The organism is Sorangium sp. So ce145, from assembly GCF_051525985.1.
GTDB lineage: Bacteria > Myxococcota_A > Polyangia > Polyangiales > Polyangiaceae > Sorangium > Sorangium cellulosum_B.
This window is the reverse complement of the sequence record NZ_CP150315.1, coordinates 8705210-8724431: the sequence shown is the minus strand read 5'-3', so window position 1 is coordinate 8724431 and position 19222 is coordinate 8705210. Positions and strand designations below refer to the sequence as shown.

The window sequence follows — 19222 nt, the reverse complement described above, 5'->3', positions numbered from 1 at the left end:
ATCATGTCATCAACACCGACGGTCTGTGAAGAGGTTCCGGCAACCTGCGCGAGTCCGGCCGCAGCGCCCACGAGGTCACCGCCAGCGCGAGGCCCACGAGCGGCGCGAGGATGTGGCCGGCGTTGCTGACGGAGTCGCTGGCGCCGACGACGGCCCAGGCGAAGGCCGCGCCGGTCAGGTCGAACACGATGCCCGCGTACGCCCACTCCTTCAAGCGCGGGAATCTCGGCGCCATCAGCGCGAGCGCGCCGAGGATCTTCCAGATGCCGAGGAGCGTGACGAAGTGCAGCGGATAGCCGAGGCGCACGAAGCCGTCGACGCTCGCTGGCGCGTGGAGGACGTGGGCCACGCCGCCCGAGACCATGCCCAACGCGACCCAACCGGTGGTCACCCAGTAGGCCACGAGCCTCGCCCGGCTCATGAGATCCTCTCGAGCAGGTCGACGAGCTTCCCTCCCATCATCTTCCAGCCGTAGCGCGCGCCGCCGAAGTTCTGCTTCTGGTCCGGCTTGAAGCCCGACTGCACGAGGGACAGGCGCGTGCCCGACGCCGTGGGCGTGAGCGTGAAGGTCACGACGGTCTCCAGGAAGGGGACGCTCCACGTGTAGCTGAGCTTCCGATGCGCTTCGATCTCCACGAACCGGCAATTCACGGTGCCGTCCCAGCCGGGGTACGGCTGCGTCTTGAGCGTGAACGCCGCCCCCGGCTCGAGCTGGAGGCCGATGGTGGGCAGGAGCCACTCCGCGAGCAGCGCCGGTTCGGTGAGCGCGCGCCACACCTTCTCCGGCGAGTGCTTCAGATCGAACTCGAACGAAATGGATTCGGTTTGCGATTGTGCGGTCGTGTCGGTGGGGTTCATTCGTCCATTTTCTCCAGCAGTTGTTCGAGGCGATCGACGCGCTCCGTCCAGAAGGCGCGGTAGTGCGCGATCCAGTCGACGAGCGGCTTCAGCCCGCGCGGCTCCACCCGGTAGTAGACACAGCGCCCCTCGCGCCGGCCGCTCACCAGGCCGGCGTCTTTCAACGTGGCGAGGTGCTGCGAGATCGCCGGCTGCGAGATGTCGAAGCGCGCCGTGAGGTCTTTCACGGCCGCTTCGCCGCGCGTGAGCGACTCGAAGATCGCCCGGCGGCTGGGGTCCGCCAGCGCCTGGAAGATCTTGTCTTCGATCACGGCCGCGCTCTGCATCCACGACTTATAAGTCGCGGCTTATTGATTGTCAAGCGCGCGGATCCGGTTGTCTGGGCGCGTCGGAGCGGTGAGGCATGGTTCTGCGAAGCAGCCAGCTCTCCTGGTACGTGAAGGGGCGCACGAACGCGGGGAGAGTCTTCTCCTCCGCCGAGATCCGTGCGGCTTACTGCCCGGCCTTCGGATCCATCCACACCACCTCCCAGTGGTGCCCGTCGAGATCCTCGAAGCTCCGGCTGTACATGAACCCGTGGTCCTCCGGCGGCCCCGCCTCCTTGCCGCCGCCGGCGAGCGCCTTCGCCACCATCGCGTCTACCTCGGCACGGCTCTCGCACGAGAGCCCGAAGGCCCCCTCCACGTGCGTGGCGGTGTCGCAGAGCTCCTTCTTGGTGAACGTCTTGAAGAACGGCTCGACGAGCAGCATCGCGTAGGCGTGCTCGCCGATGAACATGCAGGCGGCCTGCTCGCCCGTGACCTTCGGGTTGAAGGTGAAGCCGAGGGCCTTGAAGAACGCCACGGTGCGATCGAGGTTCTTGCTGGGCAGGCTGACGAAGAGCTTGTGGGACATGAAATGGTCCTCCTTCGGCTCCATGGACCCCCGGCCCGCGGAGAAATCATCGGTCGCTCGGAAAAATTCTTCGCGCCCTGCTCCGGCCGCTCCAGGGGCGAGGCCTTGCGCCGCTCGCCGAGCAAGGTCGTCAGCGGTCGTCGGCCGACGCCAGGGCCTGGAACCGGGTGATGGCCTCGTAGACTCCCAGGCCGATGCCTCTGCTGAGCTGGTCCCGCTCGACCATGTTGTGTGCCAGAAAGATCAGCACCGAGTCGTCGTCGGCGTCCGCGCGCCACCAGCCTCCGAAGCCGCCTGGCCAGCCGACCGCGCCCTCGCGGCCCCCGCACACCGTGGGCTCGGCCTTCTTCGGATCGAGCACCACGGCGACGCCCATCCCGAACCCGTGACCGCCCCGGAAGAGCGGCATGCCTCCCACTTCAGCCGTGGCGAGCTGCTGCTCCGTGAGACAATTGGAGGTCATCGAGGCGAGGGTTTCGGGCCGCAAGATTCGCACGCCATCCACGGCGCCTGCTCCCAGGAAGATGCGCGCGAACGCGAGATAGTCGTCCAGCGTCGACCACAGCCCCTGGCCGCCGGAGACATAGTCCATGTCATCGGGCCGTTCGGGGACCGTCGAGTCGCCTGGACAGGTGAGGCGCGCGGAGAGGCGGCCCGAACCATCGAACCCGTAGTTCTTTCTGCCGGGTCGGTCTCGTCGAGCGGGCCCGTGGGAGAGCGCAGGACGCGCATGTCGCTGAACTCCGGTGCCCAGCGGGAGATCGGATCGGTCAGCGTGAAGCGCCCCTCCTCGAACAGCATGCGCGCCGCCGTGGAGGTGATCGGCTTCGTCATCGACGCGATGCGAAACAGGCTGTCATGCTCGAGGGGCAGCCTGGCCTCCAGGTCTCGCCACCCGACAGACGCGCGCTGAACCACCTCGCCGTGCCGCCAGACCATCGTTGCTGCGTTGGCGAGCGCGCCGGAGTCCACGATCGCTCCGACGGCCCGCGCGATCGGGTCTCTTTCGTTCATTCGTCCCCTCGATTCGTTCCATGTCCGGTCGACGTCGCGATCAGCTGCGTCGCAGGGCCTGGCGGCGGGTTATAGCATGTGGACGGCGACGCACCGCGGCCAGCCTCCGTATTCCCGCGACCACGGTTGCGACGCTCCGTGGCCTTCAGGGAGGAGCACCCGGAGCGTGTGCGTGGTACCTTGGCCCGCATGAAGGAGGCCGGCCCCTCGGGGCTCAGGGAACGCAAGAAGGAGCGCACGCGCGCGCAGATCATCGAGACCGCGATCGAGCTCTTCCTGAAGAACGGCTACGAGCAGACGACCCTCGATGACGTGCTCGGGGTGGTCGAGGTCTCCCGGAGGACGTTCTTCCGCTACTTCGAGTCGAAGGAAGACCTCGTGATCGCGTGGATGGACCAGTTCATCGAGGCGGCGCGCGAGGCGGTGCGGGCGCGCCCGCGGAGCGAGCCGCCCGTCGTGGCGCTGCGGAACGCCGTCAAGACGATCGTGAAGTTCCACGAGGGGGATCTGCCCCGCTTCGCCCTGATCCAGCAGTTCGTCGCGCGGACGCCGGCGATCCGCGCGAGGCAGCGCGAGCGGCTGGGACACTGCGGGGAGGAGATCTGCGAGCCGCTGGCCGAGCGCATGGGCCTGGACGCGCGGGACGATCTCGCGCCGCGCGTGCTGGCGAGCTGCGCGATGGCGGTCGTGCAATCCGCGATGGACGCGTGGATCGCGCGCGGGGCCACCGAGGACCTGCCGGAGCTCGTGGACGAGGCCTTCCGGACGCTCGCGCGCGAGTTCGGCCGCGGTGGGAGCGGCACCTCGCCGCAATGAGCGCCGGCTCGGTCGTTCCCGCCTGAGGCGCGCCCGCGTGCGGGTCGTGGAGCCCGGCGCCTTTCCAACGACGGAGATCTTGCGCAAGGCTCTGGGATCGGCGCGTCACTTCGGATCTCCTTACCAAGTCCACATGGACGCCTTCGCGTCGGCGATGAGCTCGTTCCAGAAGGCCGCACCGGTCCCGGATGCCAATCTCGTGGTCGAGGCCATCTGGCGCGCGGTGCACGAACCGGAGACGCCGTTCCAGCAGCCTGTCGGCGCCGACGCGCAGGCCGTGGCGGCCGCTCGCCGCGCGCAGCCATTCGAGGCCGTCGAAGCGATGATCCAGCAGACGCTCGGGCTCGGGTCAGCGTCGTAGATCGCGCGAAATGCATCGCCTCCGACACGCGCTGCCGTCGTCCTCGGCGTCCTTCTCCTCCTCTCCGCGGCCGCGTATGCCGCTCGGCGATCTGGGGCTCGACGTGGAACCTGCGTGATCGGTTACCCCGAGCTCCTCGTGCGCCTTCACAGCCAATAGCGCGCACGGCCCTTGACATCCTCGAATTGGTTTGCTCTTCCTTCCCCCTCAATGCGCCTGGTGAAGATCAACCCGCCCGACGTCCACCGAACTCCCGGTTATCACCACGTCACGATCGTCGAGGCCGGCAGGCTGGCCTTCCTCGCCGGCCAGTGCCCACTCGACATCGACGGCAATGTGGTCGGCGCGGGCGACTACCTCGCGCAGGCCGACCAGGTGGCAGCGAACGCGCTGACCGTCCTGAACGCGGCCGGGGCGCAGCCCGCCGACGTGGTGCGCTCGGTGATTTACGTGGTCAGCGACGACGACCAGGTGCTGGGTGCGGTGTGGCAGCGACTGAACGACTCGGCGCTCGGCCCGGCCTTCGAAGCGGCCAGCACCCTGCTCGGGGTCGCTTCGCTCGGCTTCCCCGGTCAGCTGGTCGAGCTGGACCTGACCGCCGCACTCCCCGATTGATCCAGCGGCGGCCGAGGCTGCTCGGTGCTCCCTCGAGCGCATTCCGGTGCACGTGCACGCGCTCCGACGTCACGCTCCCCGACCGAGGTCCCTCGTTCAACGGAAGGCGAAGCGGTCGACCGTGATCTTGTAGCTGAGTTGTTCGCCGCGCTCGATGCGGCCACCGAGCGATATGTTGTGCTCCTCGCCGCTCGTGGCCACGTACTTCGCGTCGGCCGCCACGAACGTGCACGCCCCCTCGATCGGCTGCGGGCGCTCGGAGAGGCAGCCGTAGCCGTCCTCGGCGACGGGGCGACAGATGCGGGGGTCGATCTTCAGCGCCTCGACCTCCTCGCGCGAAAACAGGCGCTCCTCGTAGGTGATCTTCATGGGCTTCTCGCAGCGAACGTAGATGGGCAGGTACTGGTGCTGCGCGTCCCGGTACACGACGCCATCGCTGATCTCCTCGCGCGTGCCCTCGGCCACGTTCAGATAGCCCTTCAGGCGGACCGGCGCCTCGATCGCGGCGGGGAGACCCTCGGCGGGCATCGCCTCGGCGTGCGGGTGATCGCCGGCGTAGACGAGGATGTTGAGGAAGCGGTCCCGCGCGCCGTCCCCGGCGGGGTTGAAGATCTCGCGGACCGCGTCGCATCGTGCGGCCTGCTCGGCGGAGTGGCTCTCCATGTCGTCCCCGATCGACTCGAACCCGAGCTCGTAGACGCCCACGCTCGCTCCCCAGCCATTGTCGTTCTTGGACGCGGCCAGGCCGGCGGCGTCGTTGTCTGGGGCGATCCAGAGGTTGTTGGTTGTGAGCGCGGGGACGTGCGCCAGCGAGCGAACGAGAAAGCCGTCGTCGCCGCAGCCGCGCCCGATCTGTTCATAGGTGGTGTCTACCTCCGCCGGGGTCGACGGGGTTGCCGGCGCCTCGGTGGGCTCGGCGATGTCGCCGTCCGATCCGCCGCAGCCCGCGACGAAGATGAAAGGAGCCCCCACGAGAACCAGCGAACGAAAGCAGTTCCTCATGACGGCGGCAGGAGCAAAGCTCGTACCTCCCCGATCCATGCGGATTTTCCGTCCAAATCGCAGCGCGAGACGCGACGCGTGAACGGGGCGTCACACCTCGGCCGCTTACCACGGTCCGGTAGACCGGCGTGAGCTCAAGCTAGCGCCAAGGCCGCCTTCGCGGCGGGCGCTCGTCGAGGAGAGCGCGCTGCCGTGGCCATCGTCGAAAGGCCCGATGCCGTGGCGTCAGCCATGGGGCGCGGTCCCCGCGTCGCCCTCGATCTCGCGCTTCAACGTCCGATCCAGCGCGAAGGTCCCGCCCGGTACGAGCGACGCGAGGAGCGCCATGAGCGAACGGCGACGCGGCCAGTCGCGCTCGGTGGCCGCGCGAAACAGCGCGGAGATGAAGAGGAGAAAGAAGAGCCCGTGGGCGCTGCCGGCGATCCGGACCGCGATCGGCAGGCCGAAGATGTATTTGAGCGGCATCGCGACGGTGAGGAGGACCAGGAACGACAGCCCTTCCAGGAAGCCGACGACGCGCAGAGTGCGAAGCGCGCTCATGATCGGACGTCAGACCAGGTGGGCCGAAAGACCATCATCAGCAGCACCACGAAGAGAGGGGCAAAGGTCGAGACGAACGCGCCGAGCGTGCGCCGGTCGCGCGCGACGCTGTGAACGAGGGCGAGCTGCGAGATCAGCGACAGGACGAGCCCTGCGATGACCCAGAGCTCCATCAAAGGAATCTGCTGCTGCGTGGTCATCAGGTATCCCGCGATCCACGTGACGACCAGCCCTGGGGAGGCCACGGCGTGGACGGCGCGCTTGCGATCGGCGTGCACCGTGGCGACGAAGCTGCCAATGAGGCCGCCCGCGTACAGGATGACGCCCAAGAACTTGATCAACCGTAGAATCTGGTAAGCGGGCATGAGGGGGCTCCACGGCGCGGTGCGAGGCGCTCTTCACGGTTCGCCTTCTCGGGATGACCTCGACAGCTCCTCGACGTGAGGCGGTCGGAGGGGCTCGCAAACGAGGCGGTGCCCCGGATGCCCGTGGCATCGAGCCGTCATCGCTCGGCAGTTGACACAGCCGGGATATGGCACAGCCGGGACGGTCCCACGAGGGGCGTTCGTGCCAATCTTCGACGGCTTCTGGCCAGTCCGACGTCCCGGACCGGCGCCGGATCATAAAACCGTTGGCATGAAGTGGAACATCAAGCATCTTTCGGCCATGCACGTCGTGGCTGTGGTCGTGATGGACGGGGTCATCCCCTTCGACCTGTCGACGCCCTGCGAGGTGTTCGGGCATGTCCGGCTGCCCGGGGGTCGGGCCGGGTATCAAGTCCGTGTTTGCGGGGTGACGCGCGAGGTGAGCGCCGGAGCGTTCGATCTCCGGGTGCGCTGCGGCCTCGACGAGCTGACGCGAGCGGACACCATCATCCTTCCGGGCGTCGCCGAGGCGAGCGCCGTGGTCCCGGAGGCGCTCTTGCACGCGGTCCGCGCCGCGGCGGCCTCGGGCGCCCGCGTCGCCTCCATCTGCACCGGGGCGTTCATCCTCGCCGCGACCGGGCTGCTCGACGGGCGCCGCGCCACGACCCACTGGCTCGCGACGGACGAGCTCGCGCGCCGCCACCCGGCCATTCGTGTCGACCCGAAGGTGCTCTACGTGGATGAGGGGCAGTTTCTGACGTCGGCGGGCGCCGCGGCGGCGCTCGACCTCTGCCTCCACATGGTGCGGCTCGACTACGGCTCGGCCGTGGCCGCGGACACGGCGCGGCTCTCGGTGATGCCGCTCGAGCGCGATGGGGGGCAGTCGCAGTTCATCCTCCACGAGCCGCCCGCGCCGGACGGCTCGTCGCTCGAGCCGCTGCTGCGGTGGATCGAGGAGAGCCTCGACAAGCCGCTCACGCTCGAGGACATCGCGCGGCGCGCGGCCCTCAGCGTGCGCACGCTGAGCCGCCGCTTCCGCGAGCAGACCGGCACCACGCCGCTCCAGTGGCTGCTCCGGGCCCGCGTGCGCCGCGCGCAGCAGCTGCTCGAAACGACGGGGCACTCGGTGGAGTCGATCGCGGCGAGGGTCGGGTTCGGCTCGCCGACCGCCTTTCGCGAGCACTTCCAGCGGCTCGTGACCACGAGCCCGCAGGCGTACCGCCGCGCCTTCCGCGCCGCGCCGATCAAGGCGAACGGACGCCGGGGGGCGAGCGTGAAGTCGAGCGCTTCGTGAGCGCTGGATCGGGCGAGGCGCCCCGCGCCGTCCCGGTCAGGCGCCCTTCCACCCGAGCCGCTGCAGCCGCTCTCTCGCCCCCTTCACCCCGACGATCGTCGCGTCTCCCGGCGGCACGATCGGCGCGATCCGCCCTCAGTCTTCGGCCCTGACGATGAACCCGTCCGACGTCGATCCCGGTCGTTTGTTGATGGCCAGGTAGACGCCGCTCGTGTCGGCCGCGATGTGGGAAATGGAATCGTCGGTCTTGACGAGCTGGGTGGGATTCTTGCCGTCCACGCCGACGCGCCACAGCGCTCCGGACGAGGCCCAGTAGAGCGCCTGTGCGTGGGCGACGAAGAAGGTGCCCTCCACGTCGGGGGACGAGAGCACCTCGGTCGGATCGCCGCCGGATACGGGCACGCGCCAGATCGCGCCGGGGCTCATGTAATAAATGAACTCGCCGCTGATCGCGAAGCCCTGGAGGGTGCCACCGCCCACGGTCACGGTCACCTGCGGCTCGCCGCCGGTCCGGGGGGAGCGCAGGATCTCGTCCTTGTCGAAGGACTCGACGGATTTCCAGTAGACGAACCCGGAATCCAGGGCCAGCGTCGTGCTGAAGATGTCGCCGGCTGGACCATGCACGACCTCGTCCCCGGCGTCGAGCCCGACGCTCCTGACGTCGAGCGGCCCCGAGCGCACTTGCTGGGTGAAGAACACGCGCTCGCCATCGGTCACGACATCCTCGATGCCGCCAAAGTCGTCGACCAACGTCACCAGATCGAACACGGCACCGCCCGATTTCGGCATCGCGCGGAGCCAGTGCGAGACCGAGTTTTCGGCCCAATACACGTTCTTCTCGTCCACCGCGACGGACAGGGGGACATAGGGTGAATCGTAGATCTCCTCGCGCCCTCCCCCCGCCTTCGCCACGCGCGCGACGGCGGTGTGTGTGAGCTGCTCGACCCAGTACACGTGCGACGCGTCGACCGCGATGCCGTGATCGATGGACACGTGCTTCCCGGCGTGCGCGAGCACCGTGCAGCCGCCGGCCGACACGCCCACGGGGAGGCACGCGCCATTGCAGGACACCTGCGCTTCTGGGCAGTCGGCGGGCCCCTGTCCGCCCCCGCCGGTCTCGCTGCCCGCGCTCCCGCCGGCCCCGCTGCCCGTGCTCCCGCCGGCCCCGCCCTCGCCCCCTTGCGCCTGCCCCCCAGCCCCTTGCGCTTGCCCCCCAGCGCCCTTGTCGTCGCCTCCACAACCAACGATCATCGACATCACCACGACGGTGCTCCCGAACCAATTCAGCCGCATACAACTCTCCTGTTCCGATCTGCCGACCTGTACGCGCCCGCCGGCGCACGTTTTCGTCGCCGGGGGTCGCGCTGGCGCGGCGTTCGACGGTCGCGAGAGCGATTCATTCGACGCCGTGCGTCGCGCTCGCTCCCGGGCGATCGAGGCACCCGAGAAGGCCGCTCCCGGCGCCGCCCCGCGGGGTGACCGCCGGCGATACCCGTGACGTGTGCCTCTGCTCCGCCACGGCTTCCTTGCGTGTCATAAACGTGCTCGTTCTCCTGGCCTGGTGCAGGGCGGATCTCGGCCTGGCGTCGCTCAAGGACGCCGCCGTCTCCACCCCTGGCTATCTGTCGCCAGGGCCGCCGCCGATTCAGCGAAGTTGCAGCAGCAGCGCCTCGCGCTCCCGGGCCAGCTGACCCCGAGGGAACTCCATGGCGTGCATGTCGAGCAGGCGTCGCGCCTCGACGTCAGCCCTGGCGTTGTAGGCTTCGATGGCCTTGCGCGCCTGGAGGATCAGGTCCCTCTCGCGCCCGCTCGCCCCCCGCTCAATGCGCCTGGTTAAGATCAACCCGCCCGGTCAGCTGGTCGAGCTGGACCTGACCGCCGCACTCCCCGATTGATCCAGCGGCGGGTCGCGTCCGGAGCGGCCGAGCCAGGCGCGTGTCCTTTCCGCGCCGGCGCCGACCCGCGTCGGTGAGCAGCGCCAAGAAGATGGTGGCCCCCGGGCGCCATCCTGAGCGCATTTTTTGAGGGGCGGCAAACAAGCCCAGCCGACGCCAGTAACGGGACGGAGAGCCGTCGAGCAATCGGCCTCAGACGTAGTGAACGCGCGGGTGAACGGGACGGTGCCGAACTCGCTGACGCACACCTTGACCATCCACGTTGCCGATGGCGCTCTGACCCTCGTCAGCAAGGACCGTTTGGATGTAATGTGGCCTAGGTCACCTGTTGACGCCGCCTTCCGTTAGGAGAAGTATCCGGGATCGGGGGAGGGCATGGGGCACGGGCTGAAGGCAAAGGCGCGTGCTCGTGCTGTGCGGCTGTGCCTGCGCGCTCGCCAGTAGTGTTCCGGTGCCGGCACACGCACTCGAGTTCAGCGGCGGCGTCAGCGTGGGCGGGATCCAGATCGGGATCGAGCCCAGGCTGGCCGTGAGCCCCTTCGCCGGGTGGCTCTGGCGCAGCGAGGGGGGACTTCAGGCTCGAAGCCCATAACATGCTCAGCATCGTTCCAGGCGATGGTGTCGGGTTCTACGACCGAACGGCCGTCACCCTTGGGTACGCCACGAAGACAACGACCGTCAGCCTCGGGCCGTCCCTGGCGATCTACTCGATGCCGGTATGCAATATCGTGATCTGTAACTGCGTGGTGGGGGTTGCACCAGGCGGCCGCGCCTTTGCCCAAGGGGCGACACGACCTGCCTAAAACGGTGTACTGATGAATATAGTCGATGCCTCAAAGACTGCGACAGGAGATGTAAGTGATGCTCGAGCTGACCTTTAAGCTGACCCCAGAAGAGGGCGAGCCGCGCGACATCGTGGTTCGCATCCACGAGCCGACGCGAAACCCTCCGGGGAAAAAGTGGCCTTGGGCTGTCACTGTTGACATCGATGGGCGCCCATCTACTACATACGGGGTAGACCCTCTCGATGCGGTTGAAAACGGAGCCCAGCACGCCGCGATCGTATTGCGCGGGGTCCATGGTGATGCGCTCGATCCGCCTATCGAGCCGCGGATGAAGGAGGGCCAATAATCGACTCACAGGTGCGCCACGCCTGCCCATAGCCGGGACCGAGGCGTACTCGGCTTCGGCTCCCTGGGTGCTGCTCGAAGGCGGCCGGCTCGATCGGCTGTGAGGGCTAGCCTTCGGCAGGGGACCGGCCTGCGTCGCGTCGCCTGGGGTTGGGGATCTCCGCGGGCCCGCGGCAGCGCGGGAGCGCGTCCTTGCGAGCACCAACCTCGAACCTCACCGAGCTGAACCACTGGAGCCACCAGGCCGCCGGCATCAGCGGCGATCGAGAGCTCCTCACCCACCTCGGCCTTGCAGAGGTATTAGGGCGTGGCCGGCAGACAAGGACCTCCCCGCCGAGGGCGAGGCTGAGTGCATGCGCGATGTCGCGCTGTGTCATGTCGCCATCCTACCTGGCGCAGTGGTCTGGGCGGGCGATTTAGCGGTCGGTCCGGCGAGCCGAAGGCTACTCAGCGCATTTAAACCTGGACGGACAACGATCGGCGTCCGTTTGCTCAGCCTCGTTGGAGGGTCCGGCATCACAGGCGCGGACCCGGGGGGTCGCTGCAGCAGAGACGAGGAGGTCGAGCGCTCCGGCGCGTAAGCGGCCCAACGATCTAGCGCTCACCCGCGGGCGCCCTGCAGAGCGGAGCGAGGCTGGGCGGCCCGCCGGGTGCAGCGACGAGTTGGGCAGCAGCGCTCCGGAACGCAGGGTATCGGGAGTCTCCGCAGCAACACGCGGACGGGAGCGTATCGATCATCGCGCATCCATCTCGATGTGTTCTCGAATTCGTCTGGCCCAGGCCTTGGCGAACTCGCTGCCCTCCAGCTCGATCATGTCGGCGCTGTGGAAGGCTCCGCCTTGGTGTGGCCGGCCGAGCCGATGAGCAGACTCGAACCGCACAGCCGCGAGCCAGAGCTGCCAGGGCTCGTACTCTCCGGCCAAGAGCAGCCGAGAGGCGAGGAGGAGGGCCTCCTCCCATCGCTCGCTCCAGCAGCGCGCGATGGCAAGGTAGACGTCAGAGCACCGGACACCGTGCTCCGTACCCCAGGCCCGCATCCGCGCGACGTCCGAATCCACGGCGGACCAGTCGCCCAGGTGGAGGTGCGACTCCGCGAGGGTCTTGACGAAGTACCAGCTCCCTTCGTCTCCCGCCCGTGCGCGCGAGAGGGCGCCCTCGCAGGTGGGCGCGGCGTCCTGCCACCTCTTCTGGATCACGTAGCAGCGCGCCAGGACGTTCCACGCATCCAGGCACATCGGATCGGAGGCGATCGCTCGCCGACAGAGCGCCTCTGCAGTCTTGTAATCCTCCTCGGCGCACTGGGAGATGCACGCGCTCACCGCGAGCGCGGCGGGCGCGTCCGGACGTTTGGTGAGCACCCTCTTCACCGCCTGTCGCGCACCGTCGTTCTCGCCGCTGCGATGCAGATCGCGGGCGAACTCGATCCGCGCCTCGTCGTGATCGCGGCCCCCAAGCACCGCTCGCACCAGCGCGAGGAATGCGTCCCGCGACGTGCAATGAAGGTCATCATCGTCGCGGAGGAGGACGAGCGGTGACAGCGCCGCGCCGCCATGATCCTTGATCCAGGATCGGAGCTCCCTGCACTCCGATGAATATCGCTCGCCGACATAGGATGCCACGATTTGGCTTGCCTGCTCGGCCTCGATCCGCTTTGCCCAGAGCTCGTTCTTGTCGCGGAGATCCCAGCGGCTGCGCTTCTTGCGGAAGGTGGCGTCGAAGTGGTGCGCCGCCTCGTGCACGAGGGTCCGGAGCACATCCATCTTGAGATATAGCGCGATCGGCCCGAGCGTGGCAGGGTCGCACAGGAACGCGAACAGCCGGATGATCGCGGTCTGCCGGTCATAATCGCCGGCCGTGGACGACACGAACACGCCGGGGATGAGCTCGTGCCGGAGGCGGCCGGTGAACGGGTCGCGTACCCGCGGCTCGCGGCGCGCGTTCGAGTGGTCGACGCACAGCCTTATCGCCTGGAGACCGTCGAGCGAGCCCGGCGGGAGGCGGTGCAGGACGGCCCGCACGTCTTCCTCGCCGGCCGGATGAAAGACATACGGAGCCTCGTCGATGAAGATGGGGACATGATCGGGGTGAACCGGCTGCGGCGGCAGCGCGCCTCCTCGACGCAAGCGCCGCTCGCTCTCGCGGATCGCCTGCTGACGGAGCCAATTCTTCGTCATCTCCGCTTCGATCGCCTGCGGGATCTTGGGGTCGGACCAGTCGGCTCGCTGCGCCCGCTCCAGGACCCCCCAGGTGTCGTGAATGCTACGGGCCATTTGGTGTTCTCACGTCAGGTCGAAGTGGGTTCATGCATAGGAATCATTGCGGTGTACGAGGTGCAGCCCGCCTAACGTCGCAATCAGTTGCGTCGCAGGGCCTAGCGGCGGTTTATAGCATGTAGGCGGCGAGGCGCCGCGGCCAACCTCCGTATTCCCGCGAATAGGTCGCGACGCTCCATGGCATATCTGCGTATTTCCGTGAATAGGCAGCGATTTCTGCGACCTATCTGCGCATCTCCGAAGATAGGCCGCCGCTGCGGAGACCCGGAGAGGGCGGGGCATCGGCAACCCCGCAGATCCTGCTACCTGGGGCGAGGGCGGCGTCGTCATGCTTGGAGTCCAGAACGTTCGCGAAGATTGACAACGAGACGACGAGCATCTCGTTGACAGAAGAACCGATGGCACAACCCTACGCGCCGACGGATGCGGTCCGCGCCGAGAGAGCGTCTCTCCGGTCCGCTTTGCCGCTCGATCCACCCCTTGGCCAACTCCCTCTGCGAGGTCAGCGGAGATACCGTCCCGTGTCAAGAAGAGCCCGCTCGGCAGACTCGTCTCGGGTGGGTAGGGAGATCGGGGTCGCCGCAGGTCCACCTACATCCGGTCCTGCTCCACTGGTCCCGGTTTCCAGCAGGGCGGACCCGGGATCCGGTCGCGGCCCCCCCAGTCGGCCATCCCGCCCCGTTCCGTTCCGCCTGTTGGCTATGGCTCTACCCGCTGCCGGTTCCCTGCCTCACACCGTCCAGCCCGGCCCAGACCCTTACCGAAATCTTTCAGGTCACACGCAGATCCCACAAAAGCAAGAAGACACGGCTCTCGCCGTGTCTTCTTGGTGGAGGCGCCGGGAATCGAAACGCCTGCCGAGGGTAGGGATCCGCAGGGATCGCGTAGGTTTCCGCATGCGACGGGAGCGGCAACCGTGCCGTCGATGGCAGCTAAGTGCGCGAAACCGCGTCAGGCAGACGAATCGCGGACGAAACCGGCCGACCCGCGGACGGTGCTGCTCGGCCAGCTCGCGGAAGGCATGGGGGCGGCGCTCGCCGCGGGCGACGTCGAGGCGGCTCGCATCGCCCACGAGACCATCGGGCGGCTGCTCGGCGCGCCGGGAGCCGATGCTGCCGGCGTCATTGACCTCGCCGCCGAGCGCGTTCGCCGCGGCGGGTAGCGCCGGCCAGAGCGGCGCTACCCGCGGGCGACATCGAGGCGGCTCGCATCGCCCACGAGACCATCGGGCGGCTGCTCGCTGCAGCAGAGACAAGGAGGTCGAGCACTCCGGCGCGTAAGCGGCCTAACGTTGAATTGACCTGCGGCGCGAAGCGCCGTCAGGTCCAATTCTGTGTTAAGCGGTGCCTGGTCGCGCATCATGGGATCAGACATCCCAGAGCCGCCTCTTGCCGGGCTGAGAGCCGCCGCTCGCCGCAGCAGCGGTCGTGGTCGCGCCGTACCTCTCCGCCATGGCGCCGCCAGGTCCCGCCGGCTTTCGTCCCGCTGAATTCCCCGCGGAGCACGAGCGGCCCGTGTTTCGCTCGCAGCCGCCGGGATGCTCACCCAAGCGGAGTCTCGGCCGCTGTCGGCGCGTCCAAGGACCTCGCGGCCAGCGCCGCACGCCTACGCGCCTCGCGAACCGCATCAGACCGTGTTGTATGGCCTTGTTCAGGAGCACCTCGCGGCTTCCGTTTGAGCTGCGTGCGCTTGCGGCCAAAAGGTCCGACGTCCTCGCGGCGATGGAGCGCATCTTCGCGGAGGAGATCGCCCGCGTGACCACGCGGCTCGCGAGCATCGCCGGCGCACGGACGGGCTCGGTCGGGTTCCCTCAGAGATTCGGCTCGAGCTTGAATGTTCACGTCCATTTTCACTCGCTGGCAATCGACGGCGTTTTCGAGAAGACCGCCATGGGCGTGCGCTTCCACGATGCGCCGCCGCCTTCAAAGGACGATGTCAGCGAGGTGGCGCGACGGGTGCGCGAGCGTGCGCTTCTTTGGCTACGGCGCCGCGGCTACCTCGACGAGCGCGCGGCCGAGGAGCGCAGCAACGAGACCATCGAGCCCTCCGCGCTCGATGCGTGTACCCAGCTCGCGCTCGCAGGTGGAGCGTATCTTGCGCGGCCTTTCGAGCACAAGGACAGTCCCGACGCGGCTTTCGAGCGCCGAGAGCGACGCTTCTCCGCGGCGTGCGACGGGTTCGACGTGCATTGCGCGGTGCGCATCGCAGCGGATGACGATCAGGGGCGCGAGAGGCTCGTGCGGTACTGCTCCCGCCCGACCTTCGCACTCGATCGAATCGAGCTCCTGCCCGATGGGCGTATAGCGTACTTGCTGAAGACACCTCGGCGGGGACGCACTCACCGCGTCATGAGTCCAATGGAGTTCATGGCCCGGCTCGCGGCTTTGATTCCTCCGCCGAAGATCCCGCTTGTGAGATACCATGGCGTGTTCGCGCCTCTGCCCGCCGCGCCCGCGCCCGCGCCCGCATCGCCCGCGCCCGCGTCGCCCGCGCCCGCGTCGCCGTGCGCTCCGCCGGCGCTCTCAGCGAGGTCGCTCGCGCATGCCGAGCCCACGGTGCGAGTTGAGCCGACCCTGATCTCGGTCTTGCACTGGGGGCGGCTGCTCGAAGGGGAGTTGTTCGCAACGTCGCGCTACGTCGAGTGGGCCGTGCTCATGAAGCGTTCGTTCGGCTTCGATGCGCTCCGCTGCCCGAGATGCGAACGGAGGATGCGCGTGCTTTCCACGATCACCGACTCAGCGGTGGTGCGCCGCATCCTCGATCATCTGAACTTGCCCTCGCAGCCCCGAACGGCAGCACCCGCGCGCGATCCAACGTGGGAACCGATGGCGTTCGGGTTCGACGCGGCGTAGGTGGGCACCCGGCCCGAGCCCGTCATGGCGAACGCACGTCGCGGTCGTCGAGCCAGAGCTGCACCCAATGCACGGCGCGCGGGCCCTGCGACGGGGCGAGCGGGTGTTTGATGCGCGATAGACGGCTCGCCCGGCGCCGTTCCCGCGGGGCTTGACACGGGCGAGAGCTCTATGGTTTCCTATCCGCCAAATCGATAATTCAGGCATGATGTCGAAACCAGTAAATCTCAAGTGGCGGAACGTCGTAACTGTCGCGCTCAGTGCCCTTGCCCTGGTTGTCTATTTTGTGGTCTACATCAAGGTGGCCGAATACGGACATGAGAAGAAGGCTGGCATCTCCCGGCGGGTCAGCGTCACCAGCCTGCCCTCTGTTGCATGCGTCTTGACGGCTCTGCAGGCGACGCAGGGCATCACTGCCACGCAACACACGATAGTGCCATCGGATGCCATGTGGCGCCCCACGTCCGGACGTATCGAGTTTCCGGCATACGACGTCATAGCGTATGAGTGCGGAGACTCCGGTGGCAAAGTGTACCTGCACCCTGGTGTTGGGACGCAATCGCCTCTAATTACGTTCGACTCGACGCTGTCCGCTCCGGGAGATCCAGGCGCACAGTATCCGCCCGCCAGACTGGACCGTATTCGTCTGACGCTCAACTCGGTATACTCGGAAATGTCAGCTCGCTGCGGTCCGCTGCCCGATGCGAGCTCGGTGCGCGAGACAACATATTAGGCGCTGTAGAACGGGCGCGGAAAGGCGCCGGTGAGATCGCGCGGGGCGCGACCGTTCAGCCCCAGCGTGAGCGGGCGCAACGTCACGCCCGAGCCAGCCGCCTCCGCGATCGCCGCCGCTGGAGGAGCGCGCAGGGAGGATGGGCGATCTTACCCGACAGACGTCGGCCCGATGATGGCGGCAGACGACGGCGACGGAGGGTTGCTCTGCTTCTCGACGGTGATGAGCAGCTCGAAGTTGGCATGTGGCACGGTCGTCTCGGTCAGCCTGCCTCTTCGGTTGCCAGCATGGTAGTCGAGCACTCCGACCCGCCGCCACGCGGACGCGGAGCTTGGACGCTGCCAAACGACGAACTGCTGGCTGCCGGCCTCGATCCGCTCGGGCGGTGCGAGGTGCACGACGTCCACGGCCAGCCGCGTGGTCACGGCGTCGGCGTCGACATCGGCGGTGATGCGCGCATCGGCGCCGGGCGCGAGCCGCGTGCCCTCGGCGGTTTGCTCGCTCGGGCCGCCACAGCCGGCGAACGCCATGCTCGCGAGGAGACCGAGCGTGAGCGCTATCCGGCGGCCGACTCGTCGTCTCGTGTCAACGTGTTTCATCTCGCCACCTCGATCGCCTCTCTGCTTTACGGCGGACCCACTGTCCCTCTCGGGCGTCACGTCCGGGCTGGCCGGTACCCCAGCCGCCCGGCCGGGTCGTCGCGGTTTCAGCAAACATCGTGCCGAGGTGAGAGGTGAATCGGCGGGTGGCGGTGACATGAGGACAGACACGATCGCGCAACGCTCACTCCGGCCTGCTGAGACGCCGGCGGACGTCGTGATGTCACGATCGGGATCAGACGCGGGGCGACCTCGTCGTGCCGGCATCACGTGTCCGGTCGTACGCTTTCAAAGCGCGTCGGCGCTCAGCACGCCGGCTGGTGGGGAGCGCTCCGCGGGGGCCCTCATGGCCCGGCGAGGCGGCCTCTGCCTGCGCCGCCGGACGAGGTTCGCGCTGGCAGAGGGCGCCTTGCCCGAGAGGACGCCGCCTGCCCCGCTGCCCGCGGGTGGCGGGGCAGGGGAGAAGGCAATCGCAGCGATCACCTACCCCGAGCGTGGCGTGCTGGCCGGCTCATGGACCGGCGGCGGCGCGCGAGCCGCATCGCAGCGGATGACGGCGGTCGACGACCCGCGCGCGAGAGGCTCGTGCGGTACTGCTCCCGCCCGGCCTTCGCACTCGATCGAATCGAGCTCCTGCCCGATGGGCGTATAGCGTACTTGCTGAAGACACCTCGGCGGGGACGCACTCACCGCGTCATGAGTCCAATGGAGTTCATGGCCCGGCTCGCGGCTTTGATTCCTCCGCCGAAGATCCCGCTTGTGCGATACCATGGCGTGGTCGCGCCTCGCTCGTCGTGGCGCTCTCTCGTGACACCCAAACCTCCGGCCCGCGCCGCGAAGTCTGAGCGGTGCGCGGGGCACGCGCCTCTGCCCGCCGCGCCCGCGTCGCCGTGCGCTCCGCCGGCGCTCTCAGCGAGGTCGCTCGCGCATGCCGAGCCCACGGTGCGAGTTGAGCCGACCCTGATCTCGGTCTTGCACTGGGGGCGGCTGCTCGAAGGGGAGTTGTTCGCAACGTCGCGCTACGTCGAGTGGGCCGTGCTCATGAAGCGTTCGTTCGGCTTCGATGCGCTTCGCTGCCCGAGATGCGAACGGAGGATGCGCGTGCTTTCCACGATCACCGACTCAGCGGTGGTGCGCCGCATCCTCGATCATCTGAACTTGCCCTCGCAGCCCCGAACGGCAGCACCCGCGCGCGATCCAACGTGGGAACCGATGGCGTTCGGGTTCGACGCGGCGTAGGTGGGCACCCGGCCCGAGCCCGTCATGGCGAACGCACGTCGCGGTCGTCGAGCCAGAGCTGCACCCAATGCACGGCGCGCGGGCCCTGCGACGGGGCGAGCGGGTGTTTGATGCGCGATAGACGGCTCGCCCGGCGCCGTTCCCGCGGGGCTTGACACGGGCGAGAGCTCTATGGTTTCCTATCCGCCGGGGCATCCTGCGCACGCCGCTCAACCGCGGCCACTTCGTCTGCCTGTTCGACCCGCGCCACGTGCGCCTCGGCGCGCGCCCCAGCAAGCGCACGTACCTCGCGCAGGAGCACGTCATCGTCTCGTACAACGGCGACCTCCGCGGCACGGTCGAGGACAGGCTCGGCGTCGAGCGACGTGTCCGCTGCTCGGTCGCGAGCTTCAGTGCGATCGGCGCCATCGTCGACGGCAGCCAGCTCGTGGCGACCTTGCCCGACGTCTTCGCGGCGCAGCTCGTGCGGCAGCGGCCGCACCTTCGCAGCGCGCTCTTTCCCTTCGCGCACCCCGCCGGCGGCATGGACCTGCTCTGGCCCGCCGCGCTCGACGGAGACGACGCGTGCGCCTTCGTGCGCGCCGCGATCATCGATATCGCCAAGCAGCGATCGTCGGTGTGACGTCGTACGGCGGGAGCGAGGGATACCCGTGCACGAGCGGCTGGCACACACCGGTCGACCGCTACGTCGACTTCATCGACCCGTTCGTCAACGCGCCGTAGGCCCGCGGCGCCCCGAGCG

General features: G+C 68.2%; 20 protein-coding genes and 2 pseudogenes. 10 read left to right on the top strand and 12 right to left on the bottom strand.

Annotated features, from left to right (window positions below; translation table 11 throughout):
* Window position 1: 1 nt before the first annotated feature.
* From WMF34_RS32325 to WMF34_RS32300, 6 genes and pseudogenes are all read right to left on the bottom strand, one after another.
* Entirely contained in the window at window positions 2–421 is a 420-nt protein-coding gene (locus WMF34_RS32325) for a DoxX family protein (protein ID WP_437990223.1), read from the bottom strand.
* On the bottom strand, window positions 418–858 hold the full coding sequence (locus WMF34_RS32320; RefSeq protein WP_012238930.1) for an SRPBCC family protein: 441 nt from the start codon (window positions 856–858) through the stop codon (window positions 418–420). Before WMF34_RS32320 ends, WMF34_RS32325 begins: the two co-directional genes overlap by 4 nt.
* A complete protein-coding gene (locus WMF34_RS32315) occupies window positions 855–1184 on the bottom strand; it encodes an ArsR/SmtB family transcription factor (RefSeq protein ID WP_044966304.1) in 330 nt (109 codons plus the stop codon). The genes WMF34_RS32320 and WMF34_RS32315 overlap by 4 nt, the downstream gene beginning before the upstream one ends.
* A 166-nt stretch (window positions 1185–1350) precedes the next feature.
* Window positions 1351–1752: a VOC family protein gene (locus WMF34_RS32310; protein ID WP_437990222.1), complete on the bottom strand. Its 402-nt coding sequence runs from the start codon at window positions 1750–1752 to the stop codon at window positions 1351–1353.
* Between the two features lie 130 nt (window positions 1753–1882).
* A complete protein-coding gene (locus WMF34_RS32305; protein WP_437994678.1) occupies window positions 1883–2506 on the bottom strand; it encodes a serine hydrolase in 624 nt (207 codons plus the stop codon).
* A gap of 45 nt (window positions 2507–2551) precedes the next feature.
* Window positions 2552–2691: pseudogene (locus WMF34_RS32300) on the bottom strand (serine hydrolase); the annotation flags it as partial.
* Between the two features lie 243 nt (window positions 2692–2934).
* Between WMF34_RS32300 and WMF34_RS32295 the strand changes: the two are divergent.
* The 3 genes from WMF34_RS32295 to WMF34_RS32285 all read left to right on the top strand — a co-directional run bounded on the left by WMF34_RS32295 (window position 2935) and on the right by WMF34_RS32285 (window position 4558).
* Complete coding sequence (locus WMF34_RS32295; RefSeq protein ID WP_437990221.1) at window positions 2935–3582, top strand: acyl-CoA-like ligand-binding transcription factor; 648 nt, start codon at window positions 2935–2937, stop codon at window positions 3580–3582.
* A gap of 133 nt (window positions 3583–3715) precedes the next feature.
* Window positions 3716–3943 (top strand): hypothetical protein, encoded by a 228-nt coding sequence (locus tag WMF34_RS32290; protein ID WP_437990220.1) that lies wholly within the window; start codon window positions 3716–3718, stop codon window positions 3941–3943.
* 210 nt (window positions 3944–4153) lie between these two features.
* Window positions 4154–4558, top strand: coding sequence for a RidA family protein (locus WMF34_RS32285; RefSeq protein WP_437990219.1), 405 nt, complete (start codon window positions 4154–4156; stop codon window positions 4556–4558).
* A 96-nt stretch (window positions 4559–4654) separates the two neighbouring features.
* Here the strand turns inward: WMF34_RS32285 and WMF34_RS32280 are convergent, their stop codons facing one another.
* The 3 genes from WMF34_RS32280 to WMF34_RS32270 all read right to left on the bottom strand — a co-directional run bounded on the left by WMF34_RS32280 (window position 4655) and on the right by WMF34_RS32270 (window position 6465).
* Window positions 4655–5530, bottom strand: a complete 876-nt coding sequence (locus WMF34_RS32280) for a hypothetical protein (RefSeq protein ID WP_437990218.1) — start codon at window positions 5528–5530, stop codon at window positions 4655–4657.
* Window positions 5531–5785: 255 nt separating this feature from the next.
* Window positions 5786–6100, bottom strand: a complete 315-nt coding sequence (locus WMF34_RS32275) for a DUF3817 domain-containing protein (protein ID WP_012238921.1) — start codon at window positions 6098–6100, stop codon at window positions 5786–5788.
* Window positions 6097–6465 carry a hypothetical protein gene (locus WMF34_RS32270; protein WP_437990217.1) on the bottom strand — a complete coding sequence of 123 codons (369 nt, stop codon included), beginning with the start codon at window positions 6463–6465 and terminating at the stop codon, window positions 6097–6099. Before WMF34_RS32270 ends, WMF34_RS32275 begins: the two co-directional genes overlap by 4 nt.
* Window positions 6466–6766: 301 nt before the next feature.
* Here WMF34_RS32270 and WMF34_RS32265 point away from each other — a divergent pair, with 301 nt between their 5' ends.
* The gene (locus WMF34_RS32265) at window positions 6767–7759 is read left to right on the top strand and encodes a GlxA family transcriptional regulator (protein ID WP_044969606.1); all 993 of its coding nucleotides are present in this window, start codon (window positions 6767–6769) and stop codon (window positions 7757–7759) included.
* A gap of 135 nt (window positions 7760–7894) precedes the next feature.
* Here WMF34_RS32265 and WMF34_RS32260 read toward each other — a convergent pair whose 3' ends face one another.
* Together WMF34_RS32260 and WMF34_RS32255 are read right to left on the bottom strand one after the other, a co-directional pair.
* Complete coding sequence (locus tag WMF34_RS32260) at window positions 7895–9052, bottom strand: hypothetical protein (RefSeq protein ID WP_437990216.1); 1158 nt, start codon at window positions 9050–9052, stop codon at window positions 7895–7897.
* Between the two features lie 2466 nt (window positions 9053–11518).
* Window positions 11519–13054 (bottom strand): tetratricopeptide repeat protein, encoded by a 1536-nt coding sequence (locus WMF34_RS32255; protein WP_012238916.1) that lies wholly within the window; start codon window positions 13052–13054, stop codon window positions 11519–11521.
* 997 nt (window positions 13055–14051) lie between these two features.
* Here WMF34_RS32255 and WMF34_RS32250 point away from each other — a divergent pair.
* The 3 genes from WMF34_RS32250 (at window position 14052) to WMF34_RS32240 (ending at window position 16642) form a co-directional block, all read left to right on the top strand.
* The gene (locus WMF34_RS32250) at window positions 14052–14219 is read left to right on the top strand and encodes a hypothetical protein (RefSeq protein WP_437990215.1); all 168 of its coding nucleotides are present in this window, start codon (window positions 14052–14054) and stop codon (window positions 14217–14219) included.
* Between the two features lie 478 nt (window positions 14220–14697).
* Window positions 14698–15909, top strand: coding sequence for an IS91 family transposase (locus WMF34_RS32245; protein WP_044966290.1), 1212 nt, complete (start codon window positions 14698–14700; stop codon window positions 15907–15909).
* 205 nt (window positions 15910–16114) lie between these two features.
* Window positions 16115–16642, top strand: coding sequence for a hypothetical protein (locus tag WMF34_RS32240; RefSeq protein WP_157907049.1), 528 nt, complete (start codon window positions 16115–16117; stop codon window positions 16640–16642).
* Window positions 16643–16791: 149 nt separating this feature from the next.
* On the opposite strand, the gene WMF34_RS32235 is transcribed toward WMF34_RS32240, so the two are convergent.
* Window positions 16792–17172: a hypothetical protein gene (locus WMF34_RS32235; protein WP_437990214.1), complete on the bottom strand. Its 381-nt coding sequence runs from the start codon at window positions 17170–17172 to the stop codon at window positions 16792–16794.
* A 582-nt stretch (window positions 17173–17754) separates the two neighbouring features.
* On the opposite strand from WMF34_RS32235, the pseudogene WMF34_RS32230 reads away from it, so the two are divergent.
* The 3 genes and pseudogenes from WMF34_RS32230 to WMF34_RS32220 form a co-directional block, all read left to right on the top strand.
* Window positions 17755–18018: pseudogene (locus WMF34_RS32230) on the top strand (transposase); the annotation flags it as partial.
* 165 nt (window positions 18019–18183) lie between these two features.
* The gene (locus tag WMF34_RS32225; RefSeq protein WP_437836020.1) at window positions 18184–18480 is read left to right on the top strand and encodes a hypothetical protein; all 297 of its coding nucleotides are present in this window, start codon (window positions 18184–18186) and stop codon (window positions 18478–18480) included.
* Between the two features lie 151 nt (window positions 18481–18631).
* Entirely contained in the window at window positions 18632–19102 is a 471-nt protein-coding gene (locus tag WMF34_RS32220) for a hypothetical protein (protein WP_437990213.1), read from the top strand.
* Window positions 19103–19222 lie beyond the last annotated feature (120 nt).